The sequence below is a fragment of the Rhodospirillaceae bacterium genome, from assembly GCA_040219235.1.
Classification (GTDB): domain Bacteria; phylum Pseudomonadota; class Alphaproteobacteria; order Rhodospirillales; family Rhodospirillaceae; genus WLXB01.
Window position 1 is genome coordinate 420,693 of record JAVJSV010000012.1, and the last position, 18,205, is coordinate 438,897.

The 18,205-nt window shown below is 50.8% G+C and carries 14 protein-coding genes; 5 read left to right on the forward strand and 9 right to left on the reverse strand.

Annotated elements, in window-relative coordinates:
• Positions 1-7 precede the first annotated feature (7 nt).
• Entirely contained in the window at positions 8-1,636 is a 1,629-nt protein-coding gene (locus tag RIC29_12190) for a hypothetical protein (GenBank protein MEQ8735676.1), read from the reverse strand.
• A gap of 143 nt (positions 1,637-1,779) precedes the next feature.
• On the opposite strand from RIC29_12190, the gene RIC29_12195 reads away from it, so the two are divergent.
• Together RIC29_12195 and RIC29_12200 are read left to right on the forward strand one after the other, a co-directional pair.
• The gene (locus RIC29_12195; GenBank protein ID MEQ8735677.1) at positions 1,780-3,651 is read left to right on the forward strand and encodes a sugar transferase; all 1,872 of its coding nucleotides are present in this window, start codon (positions 1,780-1,782) and stop codon (positions 3,649-3,651) included.
• A gap of 108 nt (positions 3,652-3,759) precedes the next feature.
• Positions 3,760-5,556, forward strand: coding sequence for a hypothetical protein (locus tag RIC29_12200; GenBank protein ID MEQ8735678.1), 1,797 nt, complete (start codon positions 3,760-3,762; stop codon positions 5,554-5,556).
• Here the strand turns inward: RIC29_12200 and RIC29_12205 are convergent.
• Complete coding sequence (locus RIC29_12205) at positions 5,553-6,974, reverse strand: MmgE/PrpD family protein (protein ID MEQ8735679.1); 1,422 nt, start codon at positions 6,972-6,974, stop codon at positions 5,553-5,555. The genes RIC29_12200 and RIC29_12205 overlap by 4 nt on opposite strands.
• A 34-nt stretch (positions 6,975-7,008) precedes the next feature.
• A complete protein-coding gene (locus RIC29_12210; protein ID MEQ8735680.1) occupies positions 7,009-7,752 on the reverse strand; it encodes a hypothetical protein in 744 nt (247 codons plus the stop codon).
• A 249-nt stretch (positions 7,753-8,001) separates the two neighbouring features.
• Between RIC29_12210 and RIC29_12215 the strand changes: the two genes are divergently transcribed.
• Complete coding sequence (locus tag RIC29_12215; GenBank protein MEQ8735681.1) at positions 8,002-9,633, forward strand: acyl-CoA synthetase; 1,632 nt, start codon at positions 8,002-8,004, stop codon at positions 9,631-9,633.
• An 8-nt stretch (positions 9,634-9,641) separates the two neighbouring features.
• Here RIC29_12215 and RIC29_12220 read toward each other — a convergent pair whose 3' ends face one another.
• The gene (locus RIC29_12220; protein MEQ8735682.1) at positions 9,642-10,310 is read right to left on the reverse strand and encodes a hypothetical protein; all 669 of its coding nucleotides are present in this window, start codon (positions 10,308-10,310) and stop codon (positions 9,642-9,644) included.
• A gap of 113 nt (positions 10,311-10,423) precedes the next feature.
• On the opposite strand from RIC29_12220, the gene RIC29_12225 reads away from it, so the two are divergent.
• Positions 10,424-11,173 carry a glutathione S-transferase family protein gene (locus tag RIC29_12225; protein MEQ8735683.1) on the forward strand — a complete coding sequence of 250 codons (750 nt, stop codon included), beginning with the start codon at positions 10,424-10,426 and terminating at the stop codon, positions 11,171-11,173.
• Complete coding sequence (locus tag RIC29_12230; GenBank protein MEQ8735684.1) at positions 11,170-12,069, forward strand: sulfurtransferase; 900 nt, start codon at positions 11,170-11,172, stop codon at positions 12,067-12,069. The genes RIC29_12225 and RIC29_12230 overlap by 4 nt, the downstream gene beginning before the upstream one ends.
• Here RIC29_12230 and RIC29_12235 read toward each other — a convergent pair.
• The 5 genes from RIC29_12235 to RIC29_12255 form a co-directional block, all read right to left on the reverse strand.
• On the reverse strand, positions 12,066-13,586 hold the full coding sequence (locus RIC29_12235; protein ID MEQ8735685.1) for an AMP-binding protein: 1,521 nt from the start codon (positions 13,584-13,586) through the stop codon (positions 12,066-12,068). The genes RIC29_12230 and RIC29_12235 overlap by 4 nt on opposite strands.
• Before the next feature lie 83 nt (positions 13,587-13,669).
• Entirely contained in the window at positions 13,670-13,885 is a 216-nt protein-coding gene (locus RIC29_12240) for a hypothetical protein (GenBank protein ID MEQ8735686.1), read from the reverse strand.
• Between the two features lie 99 nt (positions 13,886-13,984).
• The gene (locus RIC29_12245; protein MEQ8735687.1) at positions 13,985-15,193 is read right to left on the reverse strand and encodes an FAD-dependent oxidoreductase; all 1,209 of its coding nucleotides are present in this window, start codon (positions 15,191-15,193) and stop codon (positions 13,985-13,987) included.
• Between the two features lie 59 nt (positions 15,194-15,252).
• Positions 15,253-15,846: a response regulator gene (locus RIC29_12250; GenBank protein ID MEQ8735688.1), complete on the reverse strand. Its 594-nt coding sequence runs from the start codon at positions 15,844-15,846 to the stop codon at positions 15,253-15,255.
• A gap of 92 nt (positions 15,847-15,938) precedes the next feature.
• Entirely contained in the window at positions 15,939-18,092 is a 2,154-nt protein-coding gene (locus tag RIC29_12255; protein ID MEQ8735689.1) for an ATP-binding protein, read from the reverse strand.
• Positions 18,093-18,205 lie beyond the last annotated feature (113 nt).

Here is an 18,205-nt window from a genome sequence, read left to right on the forward strand (position 1 = left end):
TTGGAATTTACAACAGGTAAAGGGTGAGCCCCGGCTTTGCAATCTGCGCGCGCGCATTCTCTTTTAAGAATTTCACATACGCGGCAGCCCAGTTCTCAAAACGCGAGATTTCTGTGCCGTTAATGGCCCAATCCATTACGATCACCACTGGCGGCCTATCGGCACGTGTCTTTGCAATCACATTTGAAATCCATTGAGGATCATTGATCGGCGTCGAATCGTCCACGTAAAAATTCGAGAATAGCATCCGCCGCGCTGTCATGAAGGCGAACCCAGGGCAGTACGGAACACAGACAATGGCTTCGCCTGGTTCTGAGTTCTCAAGGATCGTATCTCTCAGAAATTCGAACTGCTGCTTTTCAAAGGCTGTAACCGATGTGTTAATACCATTTTCGGCAATAAATGACTCGGTTCGACCGGCTTTAACCGCGATTGAGCCCGTGCCTTGGGTTTGGATTCCCATCCAAACGTAAAGTCCGAGATGAAGCGCAATTGCACTGCTAACGAGTGTTGTGACTAATCTGGCGCGCTTAATGGTGTTGAGCTGCCAGATTAAGGCGGCTGCGAGCACCATGTAGCCTGGCATAAAATTCGCCACATGCGAGAGATCTGGTCGGTAAAAGAAGTAATGTGGGAAAGCAGCACCAGCTGCAAAAAGCGCGATCAGAATTTTTACCAGCGGTTGCACATTCACATTACCTCTCTGCTGATAAAGGGTCGTGCCAATGAGCCCAAGGCAAAGCAATATAAACAGCAGCGGGGCATAAATGAGTATCGCGAGCGATGAATATCCAGTCTCTGAAGAAAAAAGGGCTGAGAGAGGGGGGCGCTGCAGGGTGGTTGCGCCGACGCTAGAGAGCTCTTGCGTGTAACCTGGCAGAAGTGATTGCAATCCCGTAAATGCGTAGTCCGCCATCATGGCTGGATAGCTAACATAAGGCGTAACCACAGAGCCCAATAAACCGCTGTTCCAGGCCATAAGCAGAACGGGAACCTGAACGGCAGCAAACCCAACGACAGCTGCCGAAAGCAGCCGCCAAAAAGCGGTGAAGCCCCCGCCGCGTAAGGCAGATAAACCGAGAAGCAGAATCAAGGGTGCTGTCCAGATGTACCCAAAATCTGGACGAATTAAAAAAGAGACCGACAGAACGGCTCCAGCGATTGCTGCATCTGTTGTGGTGTTGCCTGGCATCCGTGTAACGAAGCGCATCTGGGCTGCGGCATTCATAAGTATACAAAGGCTGTAAAATGCGGTGGCTGGGAAAGCGGGCACAATCAGCGTGACGGTTGTCATGGCCAGTGCTAATTCGCGACGACCGGTCATGTTAAGAACAGTGTAAAATAGAAGAACGTTTGTGATCGCGATGGTCGTGAAGAAGAGGATTTTGACACTGAGGTAGCTCGGCCCGAAAAGATCGAACAGAATTTCGCCCAGCTTAAACCAGATCAACCCATAGCTGAGTGTTAAGTCTTCAGCAGGTGTGCCGAGATAGAGTTCGTAAGCGATTTGAGCGTAGTTGCCATCGTCGGCGGGTGAGAATCCCACATTCAGATAAAGTGCGTAATAAGCTGCAGAAACGACCGTAATGGCCGCATAACACATCCTGTTTGGTCGTGTTGATAAGGAGTTGCTCATGTCTTTCCAGGAATTGGTTTGGAACCACGGCGTGTATACAGCAGTTTTCCTGTGCAGCGAAGTCGACCGCGTAAACGTTCCTCTTGTACGATACTTCTGATCAGGGGATTCCGTGACCACCGCCCAGTCTGTATAAGAGCCATATGCATATTGTAATACTAGATCTGAACTACATACCGCCTGGGGGAACTGGCCGTGCGGGCTCGCATGAGATCGCCAAGCGTTGGGTGTTAAGTGGGCACACGGTAACGGTAGTAACGTCTACGGCAGTGTTTTCAGGTTCGTCGTATGAAAGCAGGCCAGAAATTGAGGGATTGAAGGTTGTCGCGATCCCTTGTCATGTTGATTGTCGGGCCGGACTTTTCCTGCGGGTTATTTTTGGCAGTTTTTTTTGGGCGTCTATGTTCCGGCACGCACTTGGCGCTGACCAAGTTGATGCTGTTTTCACTGCCACTACAGCGCCGTCTGCAGGGTTGACGACTGTCGGGTTTGCGGTCAGTCGTCTTAAAGCGGCGCCGCTGGTGAGCGAGATCCCAGACCTCAGGTATGTGCGTGGCGATCAGGCACGTCACCCATTGTGGCTAAAACGCCTTTGGCGATCTGCCCTCGACAAGTTTTCTATTTATGCGGCTGATCACATTATTGTGCCCTCTCCAGACGTGGAGTCTGCTGTTGTGGCGACGGGGTATAACGCTCAAAACCTCTCCGTGATCTCTGAGGGGTGTGATGTCGATCTGTTTCGTGTTCCCGCCGATCATGGAGCAGCTCTTCTCAAGACATATCCCCACTTGGATAACGCGCCTCTGGTGGTGTTAGAGGGGCCGCTTCACAGTGATCAACCTGCCGCAGTCTTGATTAAGCTTGCGGCCTCAATGCTGAATATTGATTCGGCTATTCGTTTTGTTGTCTGTGGCGACGGACCAGCAAAATCTGATGTTCGGGCGATAGCCGCCCATGCTGGGGTTCTGGAAAACAATCTCTGGATATTGCCCGCACTGCCAAGGACACAGGTGCCCCAGTTATATGCTGCGGCAACAGCAATCGTATCCCTGAGGCCGCGTGAATACGAAAACTCTATGGCTCCACCGACCTGTGTTTTCGATTCCCTCGCGGCGGGTAAGCCTATTGTGATGAATCATGGGGGATGGCATGCGTCTCTCATACAAAGCCGCGGTGCGGGCATCATAATTAACACCCAAGACCCAGGTCTTGCGGCCCAAGAACTTCTCGACTTTGTAAGAGATCGAGACGCACTTCGCCGCTTTGGTGAACAGGCAAATGCCTTGGCTGAAAGTAAGTTTAACCGCGACAAACTGACGGGAGAGTTGCGCAGCGTTTTGGAGTTTATTCATCACGCCCGTCCTGCCGTAGAGCGCCGCCGTCAACGCAGTCTCGGGGTCAAGCGGGGTGTGGATCTGATCGTTTCACTGCTAGCGCTCGTGATTCTCTCTCCTGTTATTTTCGTCGTGTGCGTCGCTATTTTCGCCACCGTGGGTCGGCCTGTTTTCTTTCGCCAAGTGCGCCCCGGTTTGAATGGAAAGCCGTTTAAGTTGCTTAAATTCCGGACCATGACTGATGAGGCCGATGAGGCAGGGAACCTGTTACCTGACGGAGAAAGACTGACCAAGTTAGGACGTTTTTTACGGCGCACGTCTCTCGATGAAGTGCCCGAGTTGATTGATGTTCTGTTGGGCGATATGAGCCTTGTTGGCCCCCGGCCTCTGCTTATGGAGTACTTACCGTATTATTCACTTGAGCAAGCCCAGCGTCACACCGTACCGCCGGGTATTACTGGTTGGGCTCAGATAAACGGGCGCAACGCCTTGACCTGGGAAGAAAAGTTCGAGCTCGACATATGGTATGTTCAGAACCGATCGCTGTGGTTGGATTTCAAAATACTCTTGCGCACAGCTTGGGTTGTGATTACCGGCAAGGGGGTATCTCATCCAGGGGTAGAGAGTATGCCCCGCTTTGATGAAATCATGGCCAGGCGACAAGGTGCAGAAGACATATAATATGTTTGAACAGAAAAACACGACCCTCTGATTGAATAGAACTCTTACATCCTAAGTGCTATCGTCCCACTTCACTTTCTAAACGTTTATAAAATACAGCGTATGAAAATGAAAAATTCTGACCGTCAGCCTCCCGTAGTTTCATCCTTAAAATGTCTTAAGTCTTTACTATCGCGATGGGTTCTTGTGATTGCCCAGCGCGATGATGGCGCAGCGGGCTTGGTCACCGTGCTTGCTTTGCTGATGGTGGTCGGGGCCTTTGTCTCGGTACAATTGGCCAATCAGTCCGAGCGCACAGTGCGTCAAACCAAAGCTACCAATGTGTCTCTTACGACCATTCGAGACGCGCTAAACGTCTATGCTATCCAAGATGTAGATCAATATTTGCCCTGTCCTGCCGATGGTTCGGTCACGGGCGCAACGCGGGGAACCGCTGCTGCGAATGCCAGCGGTGTCTGCACCATCAATTCTGGCATCGTCCCATTTCGCACGCTTGGACTATCCGAACAGGCGGTGACAGATGAATTTGGGACAACGGTCACTTACATTGTTGATGATACAGATATTAACGTGTGTAACGGTGCGATTGGTCGGACTGGGAATCTCGACATTACTGTTGCCTCAATGTCTTCGACAAATGCGTTGTTTGCGCTCGTCAGCCACGGACAAAATCGCCGCGGGGGTTATACGCCAGCAGGCACTCAGTTGGCCATTCCGGCCACGGCCAATGAACGCCAGAACTGTCCCAATGGTGCGGCGTGTACCGATCCAGACACCAATGATGTCGAGCGCGGCCCCTTTGTCGAGGCCAACAACGGCGACACCCATTTCGATGATCAGGTGCTGCTGGCTGTCAGCTCAGAATTTGATGATATTTGTGCTGAAATAGATGGTGCCGTTCCAAAATCTAATAATGTCTCAGCTGCGGGAGGACAGATTCAGGTCACTGGCACGGATGGTAATGAATTTGCGCTTGTAGACAACCCCGAAGACTGGACCACCATTGATCTTGGTAGTGGCAACAATAATTTTGGCGTTAAGGAAGGAACAACAACAGACGTCGTGTTTTTGACTTCTAGTGGCAGCAGAATTTTCACAGTTAAAGGTCTTTTTGGTGGGCGCGGCAACGATATCTTGTATGCCGCAAATCAAGCTGAAACCTTTGGTTTTGGTGGTGCCGGGAACGATTACATTGTTATCGGCTCTCATACTTCTGATCAGGTTTTTTATCATGGCGGCAGTGGTGATGATGTAATCGTTGTAAACTCAGCAACGAATATCGTTGGAAACCGATTCAATAACACGACCCAATTAGAAGTTATTGTTTATCGTGCATTGCTTGCTAATGATCGTTATGAGGCAGCGCCTGCCGGGAATGCTCCACCGACGCCCACTCCCATTGCTGCAGGGGCGCTAGATGCTCTCTCTCCAGTAGACTCTGATGGCAGAAACGCGCTTCCAGCATATAATTCAGATACATTATTCCCGGGTACTGAGCCGGGCAGTGACATTTCACCCTTTAACCCAACGCCGAGCGGAGTTAACGGGGGGTCTGGTAGCGATACACTCGTTCTGCGCAATCCGGGCACATTTAACTTTGCGACAACCATCCCGGACAACGCCATTCGCGGCATTGAGCGCCTTGATCTCCGTTGCAACGGCATTCAAACGATTACCCTGGATGAAGACGCTGTTCTGTCCATGTCTGATACCAATACGGTCGAAGTGTTTCTGCCCAACGATGAAGTGGATATTGTGAACCTCACCGGCTTTACGCCGGGCGGGGCGCCGGCTGCTGCGGGCACGCATACCGCAGGGGCGGCAACGGTTATTATCACGCAAACAACAGATACAGAGCCTCCGCTGCCGCCCGCTGGCCAGCCGACCATCTGCAGTGTGATTTAAGTCCCGCTCTTTTTGGCCAGGTTGTGTCTTAGCGGATGAAGAAGTGTGTTGAGGTCCGTCAAGTCGCGCAGGCTGGTCAAGGCACCGTAGACCGAATCCTGTTCGTCAGTGGTCAACAACCCGGCTGTGCAGCCCTCATATTTCTGGTGGTACTGTGCATCGGTAAACGGGGCAGCTTTGCTGCCCAGCGGCATGGCCAGACTTTTTGTTAGATGCGTCCCATTGTGCAGATAAACCTCCACCTGGGTTGGAAACGCGCCCTCAGATTTATCAACCGGGTCTAGAGTAATGATTGGGTAAAGCGCTTGAATTTCGGAGCGCAGAACCGCCGCAGGTGTAAAATCGTTGAGCGTACAATTGCCGGTGCTCAAGGCTACAGACAAACCGTATTGCATCGAAAATTTCGCCTGCATCGGGTCTTGAGGGTTATGATGCATCAAATTATTGAGGTGCGTTTTTGGCGCATGCACAACAATTTCTTTGACGTCATCTGCTGTAAATCCGTGCTCGTCTTTCAGCATCAGTAAGATGTCCATAGCGCGGTGGGCGCTGGCGCAGTTGGGGAACCGTTTCACTTTCAAACCATGTTCGGTAATCATCAGCGGTTCACCGATGTGCGTGGTTTCAAATCGCAGATTCTGGCCATGTTCCGGTGACGTGATGGCGTCTCTTAAAGCTTCATAATCAGGCCCCACCATAAGGCGGTTCATGCCGGTCACGCCGTCCAGCGTATCGCGCCCTGCCGTGATGCCCTGTCGGGCCATACTGGCGGCAACAACGCCTGACTTTGCCGCCAGGCCAGCGTGGATTGGTTTTGCCATGGTGCCAAATTGCGACATAAACCCAGCAGCCATGCTTGTGGATAGCGACAGCGCATAGCCCGCCTGTGTCGCATTAAGTTTCAACAGCCGGGCACAGGCCGCCGCAGCTCCCACGGCTCCCACAGTTGCCGTGGCGTGCCAGCCTCTGTTTCTGTGGACGGGATTAACCCCCTGGCCAACCCGCCCCATGATTTGCAGCCCACAGATGTAGGCATCAATGCACTTTTGACCTGTCGCACCCTCTTGTTCTGCGAGGGCTAGGATGGCTGGCACCAGCACAGCCGTGGCGTGGGCCTTCGCGGGATCAAAGTTGTCATCTAAATCTTGCGCGTGTGCAGCAGTTCCATTGACCAAAGCGGCCCAGGGTGCGCTGAGGGTTTTGGTTTGTCCGATGACGGTGCAGGGGCCATCTCCCCATGTCGAAACCGTGGCAAAAACCTTGAGTGTAACTTCATCAACAGCCCCAAGAATAGTAACGCCCATAATATCGATGTACTGGCGCACGGCTGAATGAATGGCGTCCTCGGGCCATGCATCCGGAGTGTCGGCGAGCCAACGGCCAAAGCTTTCAATGGGGGTGTGGGATTTTTCAGCCATATCGGATGAGTCTCAAACTGTGTACATGCGAGGTCTAAAAGAAGCTCTGCCGCTTTTCATACTCGATCAACTCATAATAGGTCTGCATATATCCCGTGCATTGAGCTTTCAACATCACATAATCGCCGTCAGTCGTGACCCACGTGTGATACGGCGGGTGAATATCTGTGCCCATGTAATTGTCATCTTTGTTAGTGCCATAACTGAAGTGATGGGCTTTGAAGGTTCCGGCTTCAACCGTCACGTCTTCTTCGCCGAAGTAATTCATCACCAAGCCACGTTTTTGCATCAAAAAGGGGCCATCCGCGCCCCGATGATGAACGGAACACATGAGATGCATGGGTGAAGTATAGCTGCCAGGTCCTTGTTCCAAAGGATATATGTTCGTGTGCATGGCATCGGCCTGAATGGGATGAGTGCCAAATATGCTGGGCCGCATGTCGAGTGTTATTTTTTGTGAGATGCGGCCCTCTTTAATCGTAAACCCTTCACATTCCGCAGTCTCTTCGGTGAAACGAAACCAGGATGATCCGACAAACGCCTCGTCTACGGTGATTTGCACAAATCCGTATGTGGGATTCCAGTCTTTATCTAGTGTGGTCACTGAGTCACGAAGCACGCTTGGCGAGCCTTCGTCAATGGAACAGTGGGCGCGCAAAGTCCGCGATCCGTCCACATGTGTTGTATAGATAAAGCTTTCTCCACCGCGCTCCTTATCAAGAAGCTCCTTTTTCTTAGATGTATACCGAATGCGCCCACGAATCGTAAAATGTTCCAATGTGCTTGTCCTTGTTGCAGTGCGGTGTCTAGGTGATAACTTAAGACACGGCTGTCTGTTTCGCTATTAAACCTTAGTGATGGCACGTTTGGTCGCAACGTTAGTCGCGCCATATCCAAAACAACAGCCGTGATAGAAATAATTGATAGCAAAACCTGTAGCCCCAGGGTCATGCTAAGGCAATAATTGAACAACATCGCAAGGTCAGGCATCAAGCTCTGTCCACTCTACTACAAGGCTTATATGATTATGACGCATTCTAATATTTACGACACGAACCTGCCGCAAACCTCAGCCAATCATGAGCCTCTGAGTCCTATTAGTTTTTTGCGCCGGGCGGCAGAGGTGTATCCGGACCGTCTGGCCGTTGTTCATGGGGAGCAACGTTTCAAATATCGCGAGTTGTATGCCCGGTGCCGCCAATTGGCCTCAGCGCTGGTCGCCCGTGGCATTACTGCTGGCGATACAGTTGCAATTCTGGCCCCGAACATCCCAGCTCATTTGGAGGCGCACTACGGTGTTCCAATGACGGGGGCTGTGCTGAATGCCATCAACACGCGTCTTGATGCCGCCGCAATCGCTTTTATTTTGGAGCACGGTGAAGCCAAGGTGCTCATGGTTGATCCTGAACTCTCAGACGTCGCGCGCACGGCGCTGGCAGAGTGCGAGCATGAGATTTTCGTGATCGATATTGATGATGCGTTGGCACCTAAAGCTGACCCTATTGGTGAGATTACATACGAGAGTTTTTTAAAAACAGGAGATCCGTCTTACACACCGCCATCGATCGCTGATGAATGGCAGGCAATCGCGCTGGGATACACATCTGGTACGACAGGAAACCCCAAAGGTGTTGTAACTCACCATCGCGGCGCATACATGAACGCCATTGGAAATATGATGGCGTGGGGTATGACACCACAGCCCGTGTATCTGTGGACCCTACCAATGTTCCATTGCAACGGCTGGTGTTTTCCCTGGACGATTACAGCGATGTCCGGCACCCATGTGTGTTTACGCAAGGTCGATACCCTAGAAATTTTTCGTCTCATCAAAGACGAAGCAGTTACGCACTTCTGTGGTGCACCTACTGTCTTGAATATGATGGTGAATGCTCCCGAGGAACAACGGGCCAGCCTGCCGTCCGGCGTCAAGGCGATGACGGCTGGCGCTGCGCCACCCGCTGCCGTGATTGCCACTATGGAAGGTATGGGCATTTCGATCACCCATACTTACGGTCTTACGGAAGTTTATGGTCCCTGCGTGGTGTGTGCCTGGCATGACGAATGGAACGATTTGCCTGCGGATGAACAGGCCGCTCTGAAGGCCCGCCAAGGTGTGCGTTACTCGGTGGTCGAAGGTTTGGATGTAATGGACCCTGAGACGATGACACCCGTTGCCGCTGATGGCGAAACCATTGGCGAGATTATGTTCCGCGGTAATGTCGTTATGAAAGGCTATCTGAAAAACCCGAAGGCAACACAGGAATCTTTAGTGGGTGGTTGGTTCCACTCTGGGGATTTGGCGGTTAAGCACCCCGATGGGTATGTGGAGATTCGTGATCGCTCAAAAGACATCATCATCTCTGGTGGAGAAAATATTTCTACCATTGAGGTGGAAGGCGTTTTGTATAAACACCCGGCCGTGTTGGAAGCGGCTGTTGTTGCGCGTCCGGATGATCATTGGGGGGAAACACCCTGTGCGTTTGTGACGCTGAAAACAGGGAAGACCGCCACGGAAGATGATATTATTGCGTTTTGCCGTGATAACATTGCCAAATTCAAAGTGCCAAAAACGGTTGTTTTTGACGAATTGCCGAAAACCTCAACCGGTAAAATTCAAAAATTTGTTCTTCGCGAGCGTGCGCGAAATTTAACTTAGGCGCTGACTTATCTCGACTCTGGCTTCACTCTGTCCGCAATCTCTGCCGTTTGGTCCAAGAGTGTGCGCGTCGGGTTGCGTGAGCAACTCTGTTTGAGGGCGCGGACAATTTTGCGTTTGTTTGAGTGTGCGACCACAAGCCGTGGATGATATCTCGCACTTACATTGCCTTGCACAAAGGCAAAGGCCCAAAATTCGGCAGCCTCGGCCAAGGACTTTGCGTCGCCTTTGCTTTTCTGCCCGCTAGAATAGGCTGCGCAGGAGTAACGCGTTGGATCTAAGCCAATGGCTGTTGATATAGGCAACGGTCTTGGCATGTCGCGCGTTCTTACGGCGGCCGCATGAATTGAGAAGGATGTGTTTTCGTCGCAGTAGGCTTTGATACGAGAAATCACCTCGCGCTCAGCGCTTTCTATGTCGTCTGAGAATTCAAGAATTTCGTCTGCTTCATAAGCACCAGTCAGAAAACTAATCAGCCAGAATCGTGCCAATTGTGCGCGCTCAGCATCAGTGCGACCGCCTTTATCGGCGTCACCTTCAATGAAGGTCGTACAAGCGTAACGGGCATCTTCGATTTTTTGATCACTGATGGCGCTGGCCGTGTCAGCCCAAAAAGCCTGAAGGCCGAATATGGCACTCCACATGGTGATCAATTTCAGGACAGATAATCTATACATAAACACAGTGTTGTTTTTCTGAGCGTTGGGCACAATAGGCTTCAAGCAAATGTGAGCGAAAGGTCGTATAATGCTTCAAATGCCTGGACCCGGTGCAAAAGGAGCAAAAACGCATGAGGGTGACCCTTTTCAAGTTTAAGCCGGTCATGGGACTTCCTGATCCGAGCCCCTTCTGTTTCAAGCTTGAGACCTATCTCCGTATGGCAGGTATTGATTACACAGTGGCCGACGACAAACGCAAGAAAGCACCAACCGGGAAGCGCCCCTTTATTATCGATGAAGATGGCAAAGTGATGGCGGATAGCGGCCTCATTATCGACTCTTTGGAAGCGAAAAACGGTTATCCAATTGATGGCAAGCTGACATTGTCCGAGCGGGCTGAAAACCTCGCCTTTCAGAGATTAATGGACGAGCATTTGTACTGGACCCTTGTTTACGGTCGCTGGATTGACCCTGCGGGTGTTCGGGAATGGACGCCATTTATGAAAGACGTGTTGGGCGTGCCAGGGTTCGTGTTGAAGCTTCTTAAGCCAGTGGCACAACGTATTGTCGGGAATCAACTGAAGGGGCATGGTATGGGGCGTCACTCCCCGAAGGTAATCTTTGAGATGGGCATCTCCGATATCCGCGCGTTGGCCCATTGGTTAGGTCAGAAGGAGTGGGGATTCGGCGGTCAACCAACGACCTTCGACGCCAGTTTATCCGCCTATGTGGGCGAGATCATCGCGCAACCTTGGAATAATCCTCTAACGATAGAAACACGAAAACATCGTAATCTGGTTGCCCATTTTGAGCGCATGATGACAAGGTATTATCCAGAATTGACAGTGAGTGACACTTGCGTTTCAGGAGATCAGGCATGACCGATAAAGGATATAAAACCCCCCAGTTGCTCATTGAAACGGCTGACTTGGACAGTATCCTTGGGTCTGAAAACCTCAGACTCATTGATTGTAATGTTGTCATGGGGCCAAAGCCCGGCGGAGGGTACGACATCCGGTCTGGGAAAGAGGACTATGAAAAGGCCCATATACCAGGTGCGGTGTTTCTGGATTTTCTCTCCGAGTTGTCTGGCGCGCATCCCACACTTCGTTTCATGATGCCGACTGCGGAGGAATTTGCAGAGGTTGTTGGAGCGGCAGGTATAGGGGATGAGCACCGAGTGGTTTTGTATTCGCGCGGCGCAAATTTTTGGGCGACGCGATTGTTTTTGATGTTTCGCGCGTTTGGTTTTGACCACTGTCAGGTTTTGAACGGTGCGTGGGATAAATGGGTGGCAGAGGGTCGCCCCACAACGACGGATAGGCCGAATTATTCACCAGCAAAGTTTACACCTCATCCTCGCCCTGGACAGATCATTGGTAAAGAGGATGTCTTGGCCGCTGTACAGCGTAAAGACACATGCTTGATCAACGCTTTGTCCCCAGATGTCTTTTCAGGAGAAACGTTCAGCGCAGCCTATGGCCGTCCCGGACATATTGAGGGCAGCGTCAATCTCTATGCTTATGACTTGATCGATAAATCTGACAACACCTTTGTTGATGCCGAAACTATGCGCAAAAAATTCGACGCGATTGGCGCGTTCGAAAAGGATAAAATCATCACCTACTGCGGTGGCGGCATTTCGGCGACAACTGATTCTTTTGCCTTGCTCTTGCTCGGACGCGACGATGTGGCTCTCTATGATGGGTCTATGACCGAGTGGGGCCCGGATAAGAGTCTGCCCATGAGCACGGGCGCAAAAAACGGTGTGAATTAAATTATCTTATCCCATTCTGTTTTGTACATTTCACGTAGAACATTTTTTTGTACTTTTCCCATGGCATTACGCGGCAGGGCATCTGCTCGAATGACAGCCTTAGGCAATTTGTAGTTCGCCAGATGTGCCTTCAGGTCTAACCTTAGCTGGTCCCCGTTGAACGTTTTGTTGCTGGCGACGACAATGGCCAAACCTGCTTCTCCAAAATCAGGGTGGGGCATGCCTATAACGGCACTCTCTTCTACACCTTCTAAGGCATCCAGAGCCCGCTCAATTTCTTTTGGAAAAACATTAAAGCCGCCTGAGATAAACATGTCTTTTGCGCGTCCCACCAGAACGAGTTGCCCATCGGGACCAATCAGTCCGATATCGCCGGTTCGGAAAAAGCCATCATTGGTGAAATCGTCTGCCGTTTTTTCAGGCTTGTTCCAGTAGCCAGAAAACAAACTAGGTCCTTGAATTTGAACGTCGCCGACCTCGCCATCGCTGACCGCTTTGTCATGTTCGTTGCACACGCGTAGCAAGACAGCCTTTAGAGGCTTGCCAACCGTTCCGGCCGTGCGCGGCGTTTCCAGTGTTGCACTGGTGATAATGCCAGCTTCTGTCATGCCATAACGCTCGACAATCGTATGTCCGGTTCTGGCGGTAAACGCGTTGAATGTTTCTTCTTGCAGAGGAGCCGAGCCGGAAATGAACAGGCGGATCGAAGCGCAAGCCTCCTCGGTAAGCTCTAATTCTTTCAACAGTCGTGTGTAGTACGTTGGAACGCCCATAAAGATGGTTGATTTCTCTAGTGCTTTCACAACTTCTTTGGGCTCAAATTTCGGATGAAAACGCAGAGAAGCACCACTCAGCAGGACGGTATTTGTCGCAACAAAAAGGCCGTGCGTGTGAAAGATTGGAAGTGCATGCAGCACCACGTCGTCGGGTTTGAGGTGCCAGACAGCTTTTAATGAAAGCGCATTTGCCGCTAGTGCCCCATGACTCAGCATCGCCCCTTTGGGCTGGCCGGTTGTGCCCGATGAATAGAGAAGGGCTGCCAAGTCGGCTTCGTTACACTCAACGGTATTAAAATCGAAGGCATGTACCTTCATACGCTCCGCCGCGCTGCCGTTTCCATTTGCATCTAATGTCAGGCAGTGTGTGTCTTTGCGGTGTTCTAGAAGACCAGAAATTTCTGTCAGCCGCGCGGGGTCGCAAACGATCAGTTCTGGTGTGGCGTCGTTCAGGAAATAACTCAGCTCTTTGCCAGAGTAAGCTGTGTTCAGCGGCAGATAGACGACGCCCGCACGCAGGCATCCAAGGTACAACATTAAAGCTGCAGTAGACTTTGCCACTTGTACGGCAACGCGATCTCTTTTGGATAAGCCCAGTGCGGTAAGGGCGTTTGCAAACTGCGCGGAAGCTTGCTCAACGTTGCGATATGAGATGGTTGTTCCATCCGCATACGTAATAAACGGATGGTTTAAGTCAGTCGCAAAATGTTTACGAAAAACAGAGTAGAGGTTGGCTGACATACTAAAGGCGTGCGCTCCTTAAAGAGGTACACCTGTTTTCACCAAACCAGACTCAGAGCGCAAGTCCAGATTAACGGGTCACATTAAACAGTTATGTTGAGTTCCTGGCCCCGGTCTTCGCGCTTTGCGGCTTCGTCAATCTCTTGCTGCCGTATGGCGTCTTCTTGAATTGCCCGTGCCCGGCTGCCTTCATTTGGGTCTTGGCCACGCGCAGCGTCCGTCGCATCCGGCTGTTTGACCGCTTGTGTTTGCTGTAATGCGGGCTGAATAATGGTGCTGGCGGCAGTAATCTCGGACATCTGAGTTCCTCCATATACTTATATTCATAAACATAAGCACTTAGGTTGGAATCTCAATGCACAACGCTGTAACCGATAAAGCTCATACAAAACAGTAGGTTAGAGCTCTTTTATGGGCGTTTCAGGATCTGAAAGCCGAGTCGTGTCGGGCGAAATGTTGGCGGCGATGGCTTTCTTGCTCTGCAAAAAGTCTTTGGCTCGGTTTATTGCGTTAATGGCGACCAGCCGACCCTCTCTTAAATAACAGATAGAAAACGACCTTGAATTAGGATCTCCTCGAATAATCACATCATCTCCAGGATCGTTAATGCCCGCCATTTGCAGTTTGACATCATACTGATCGGACCAGAACCAGGGAATTTCGGCGTAGGGTGTTTGATAACCCAGAATTGTGTTCGCAGCCGTCTTTCCCTGACTCAGCGCGTTTTGAACGGATTCCAAACGCAATCTCCGGTTCAGAAGTGCATTCGGGTGGTTGCTACAGTCTCCGATGGCATAAACATGCTCTGATGAAGTGCGGGTTAAATCATCGACGAAAATGCCATTGTCTACTTTAAGGTGGGCGCTCTCAGCGAGTTCCGTGTTCGGAATGATCCCAATGCCAACAACCACCAAATCAGCTTTCACCTCTGTGCCATCGAGACATTTCAGGTGATGTACATGCCTGTCGCCCGAGAACTCTGACACTGTGACTGCGGTGCGTATATCAACCCCTTCCTCGCGGTGCAGTTTTTCGTAGAACGCAGAAGCTTCTGGTGCGGCGACCCGGCTTAAAACCCGTTGATCGGATTCCAATACGGTGACGCTACAACCCAGTTTTGCAGCAACGGCGGCCACTTCCAGCCCAATGTACCCGCCGCCAACAATAGCGAGCTTCAGTCCGGATTTCATTTGATCGCGAAATCCCAGTACGTCGTTTATGGTCCGCAGGTAGTGAATTCTCTGAAGACTTGCGCCTGGAACACTGAGGCGACGGACCCGCCCGCCAGTCGCTAAAATAATATCTGTGGATTCTAATAATTCACCATTGCCGAGTGTCACCCCAAGTCCGGGTTCAATCGCGGTTACGGTTTCATTCAGCTTTAGGGTGATATCCCGCTCAGCATAAAAATCAGAGGTCCGCAGGTATAAGCGCTCAAGTTCAAGAGTCCCGGCGAGAAACTGCTTCGACAGCGCGGGGCGTTCATAGGGAATGTAAGGTTCATCGCCGACGATTGTGACAGGGCCGATAAAACCGCCTTGACGCAATGATATGGCGGCTTGGCCACCCGCTTCGCCTGCGCCAACAACTACCACAGACTGGGTCATCTGAGTCCCACTTTCATATCATTCTTGTTGGCTGCTGTGCTTAAGAGGTTGTGTAATAGTTAGTCTTTGATTGATCCGCCGGCAACGAGATGATCGATCTCATCCTGAGATAAGCCGTCGCCACCACTTTTCTGAGGCGCTTCCGGTCGGGGCGTCCCTTTGCCCCTACGATCTTCATCAGTGTCATTCATAGAGACCGTTCTCCGGCGTCTGTCTGGGCCAAAGTACCCTCCAACATCAACAAACGGTCTTGGCCGCTCGATCACTTCCCGAATTCTCAGGAACACACCCTTGGCTGTGATCGGCATAGCGATATATTCTGTAACGCCAGCGTTGCGCGCCTCAATGACTTTTTCCCGGCGGGTCTCGCTGGTCACCATGATTATGGGTGTGAACTTAACAGGGGTTGGCTGGTCGCGAACAGATTTTAGAAAATCCAATCCGTTTACAGGACTCATGCGCCATCCTGTGAGAACGATGTCGGGCTCCAAGGCCCGAACGGCTGCGAGACCATCACCGCCATCACGCGCTTCTTCAATACGCTTCGCCCCAAGCGTTTCAAGGACGCTTTTCAGCATCCTGCGCATATAAACCTTGTTGTCGATCACTAGAAATGTGATCGGCTTTAGGTAGTCTGAGGTCGGTTGGACCATTTTGTGACCAAAGTCCCCGCATCCACGCTCAGTCGATACCGAGCTTTTTCCCAATCGATAAACTATTTCGAAACTGGTGAAAAATCAAAGCCCTAGACGTTGCTTAGTTCATCAAATGGTGGTGGCCGGGATTGGAAGGTAATGCAAAACGTAGATCCTGCGCCAGGGGTCGAGTCGACTCGCAGCGAGCCGCCATGCAGTTCGATTAAACTTTTTACCACGGCTAAACCCAAGCCAGTCCCCTCACTTTGGGGCTGCCCAGGTTCAATGACCCTCTCGAAAGGGTTGAAAATGCGCCCTATATCAGTTTTTGCGATTCCGATTCCATTGTCTTTAACGCAAATTTCCACATTACCTTTGCCAGTACCGGCCCGAAGAGTTGTTGCTGTGACATCAATTTTTCCGCCGATATCGGTAAACTGGACAGCATTGGCGATAAGATTAAACAAAATCTGCTTCAGCGCCCTCAAATCCGCATAAATTGTCATATGTTCATGTTCAAAACGTGCAGACAAAGCTTGACGCTTACCGATGGCTCTGGGTTGCATCAGGTTGAGCGTTGAGTCGATGACAGAGTTTAAATCAACATCTTCAGGGTTAAGTGTAATTTGACCTTCTTCGACTTTGGCCAAATCAAGGATATCGTTGATCAAATCCAGAAGATGCTCCCCGCTGGAATGAATGTCTGCCGCATAATCTTCATAGGATCGTGTGCTTTCTCTCCCAAGCAAGTTATCTCTGATAACTTCGGAGAAACCTAATATGGCATTGAGTGGAGTCCTGAGTTCGTGGCTCATTGTTGAAAGAAAGGTTGATTTAGCTCTGCTGGCGGCTTCGGCATCCCTTAATGCAGCATCTAATCGCTCTTGTGATTGACGCAATTCATTTATCGTCTCAGTGAGTTCCTGTTCTTTCGATTGACGTGTCTCTTCTTCCTTTTTTTGTGGCGTAATATCTGTAATTGAGCCAACGGTTCTTATGGGCTGCTTGTCAGGGCCACGGTCCGTATCCGCACTGGCGCGAATCCAAACCATTTGTCCATCTGGTCTCAGAATTCTGTATTCCTCTTCAAACGGAGTTCCGTTCTTGCGGTGCTCAGAAGCAGCAAGGTCAACTCTGGCTTTGTCGTCAGGGTGCGCTATTTCACGCAGTAAATTCTCAGTATCTAGAACTGTGTTCCTGTCATACCCGGTGATGTCCCACATTTTCTCGGACCATATAACTTGTTTTGAATTATGGTCGCGTTCCCAAAACCCAACGCCGGCCACGCGTACGGCACGGTCATATCTGTTACGACTTTGCTCTAAGTCAGTGGTGATAGACGCCGCGAGTGCGATCGCCCGTTCCCGGGTTGTGCCTTCCAACCATAAAAGCCCCCCCATAAGTGCGGCGATAACGGTGCCAAGGACAACAATCATACTGACCGGTAGCGCCAGTGGCGCGATATAGAATCCGCGATCAGCTGTGATAAACAGCGTGAGTGGGCGTCCTGCCATCATGACCGTTCGCGTGCCTGTGTAAAACGCAGTGTCAGTGGTCGCTCCGTCTCTACATATCTGAGAAACTTGAGATTGCGCTGAAATTGTGTCGCCATCATGCAACGTGACGCAGATTGGGAACTCGATTTCACGTATAATGGCGTCTAGCAATTCTCCTGCTGAAAAGCTGATAAAGATCAAATTTTTTGCTGATTCAGGCTCACTCAACGGTTGCTCTAAGACAGGTGCAATCATTGCATAAGCCGGGGCAATATTTGGACTGTACGCGTTTCTAACAACTTCCGTTAAGGAAGCCTTACCTGTTTCCAGAGCTCTGCGAATAGCAGACCCGCTTTCTATGTCGTTGTATGCATTCCGTCCTGATGACGCTTCAATTGTCGTGCCTGAAAAAAGTGTAATGTATCGTGCAACCACAGACTGTTCTGGTGGCAGTCGGTCGAACAGTCCCACATCCCAGATCTCAGGCCTCAGTTCTTGGCTTTGAATGGTTGTAATATATGTTGCCCATTCCTCTAGAGTTAATGAGTTGCTGCTAGCAACGAAGCCTGCCAAGCCCAACAGACGTTGCTCATAAGATTGGGCGGCACGCATCGTCCCAGCGCTCAACCCTTCCAGAAATCGGAAGAATAGCGTTTGCTCTCGATCATAAACGTCTCGCTGCGCCAAAAAAGCGGCGCCTGCCGTCACGATAAGGCACAGAAGAGCAACGACTAAAGCAGGTCCCAGCCGGTTCAACGGTATCTTCAATTTTTTTCTATCTGGGCGGCTTGCCGTCATAACGGTTTTGTTTTCTCATATATGTTCGTGTGCGCCTCTTTTATGGCATTCACACCTACTTCAGTTGGTCTTTACGCTTTATA

Bases quoted from the DNA above. Each gene is read 5' to 3' on its own strand.
- RIC29_12190 (MEQ8735676.1), bottom strand. From the start codon at position 1,636: ATGAGCAACTCCTTATCAACACGACCAAACAGGATGTGTTATGCGGCC.
- RIC29_12195 (MEQ8735677.1), top strand. From the start codon at position 1,780: ATGCATATTGTAATACTAGATCTGAACTACATACCGCCTGGGGGAACT.
- RIC29_12200 (MEQ8735678.1), top strand. From the start codon at position 3,760: ATGAAAAATTCTGACCGTCAGCCTCCCGTAGTTTCATCCTTAAAATGT.
- RIC29_12205 (MEQ8735679.1), bottom strand. From the start codon at position 6,974: ATGGCTGAAAAATCCCACACCCCCATTGAAAGCTTTGGCCGTTGGCTC.
- RIC29_12215 (MEQ8735681.1), top strand. From the start codon at position 8,002: ATGACGCATTCTAATATTTACGACACGAACCTGCCGCAAACCTCAGCC.
- RIC29_12220 (MEQ8735682.1), bottom strand. From the start codon at position 10,310: ATGTATAGATTATCTGTCCTGAAATTGATCACCATGTGGAGTGCCATA.
- RIC29_12225 (MEQ8735683.1), top strand. From the start codon at position 10,424: ATGAGGGTGACCCTTTTCAAGTTTAAGCCGGTCATGGGACTTCCTGAT.
- RIC29_12230 (MEQ8735684.1), top strand. From the start codon at position 11,170: ATGACCGATAAAGGATATAAAACCCCCCAGTTGCTCATTGAAACGGCT.
- RIC29_12235 (MEQ8735685.1), bottom strand. From the start codon at position 13,586: ATGTCAGCCAACCTCTACTCTGTTTTTCGTAAACATTTTGCGACTGAC.
- RIC29_12240 (MEQ8735686.1), bottom strand. From the start codon at position 13,885: ATGTCCGAGATTACTGCCGCCAGCACCATTATTCAGCCCGCATTACAG.
- RIC29_12245 (MEQ8735687.1), bottom strand. From the start codon at position 15,193: ATGACCCAGTCTGTGGTAGTTGTTGGCGCAGGCGAAGCGGGTGGCCAA.
- RIC29_12250 (MEQ8735688.1), bottom strand. From the start codon at position 15,846: ATGGTCCAACCGACCTCAGACTACCTAAAGCCGATCACATTTCTAGTG.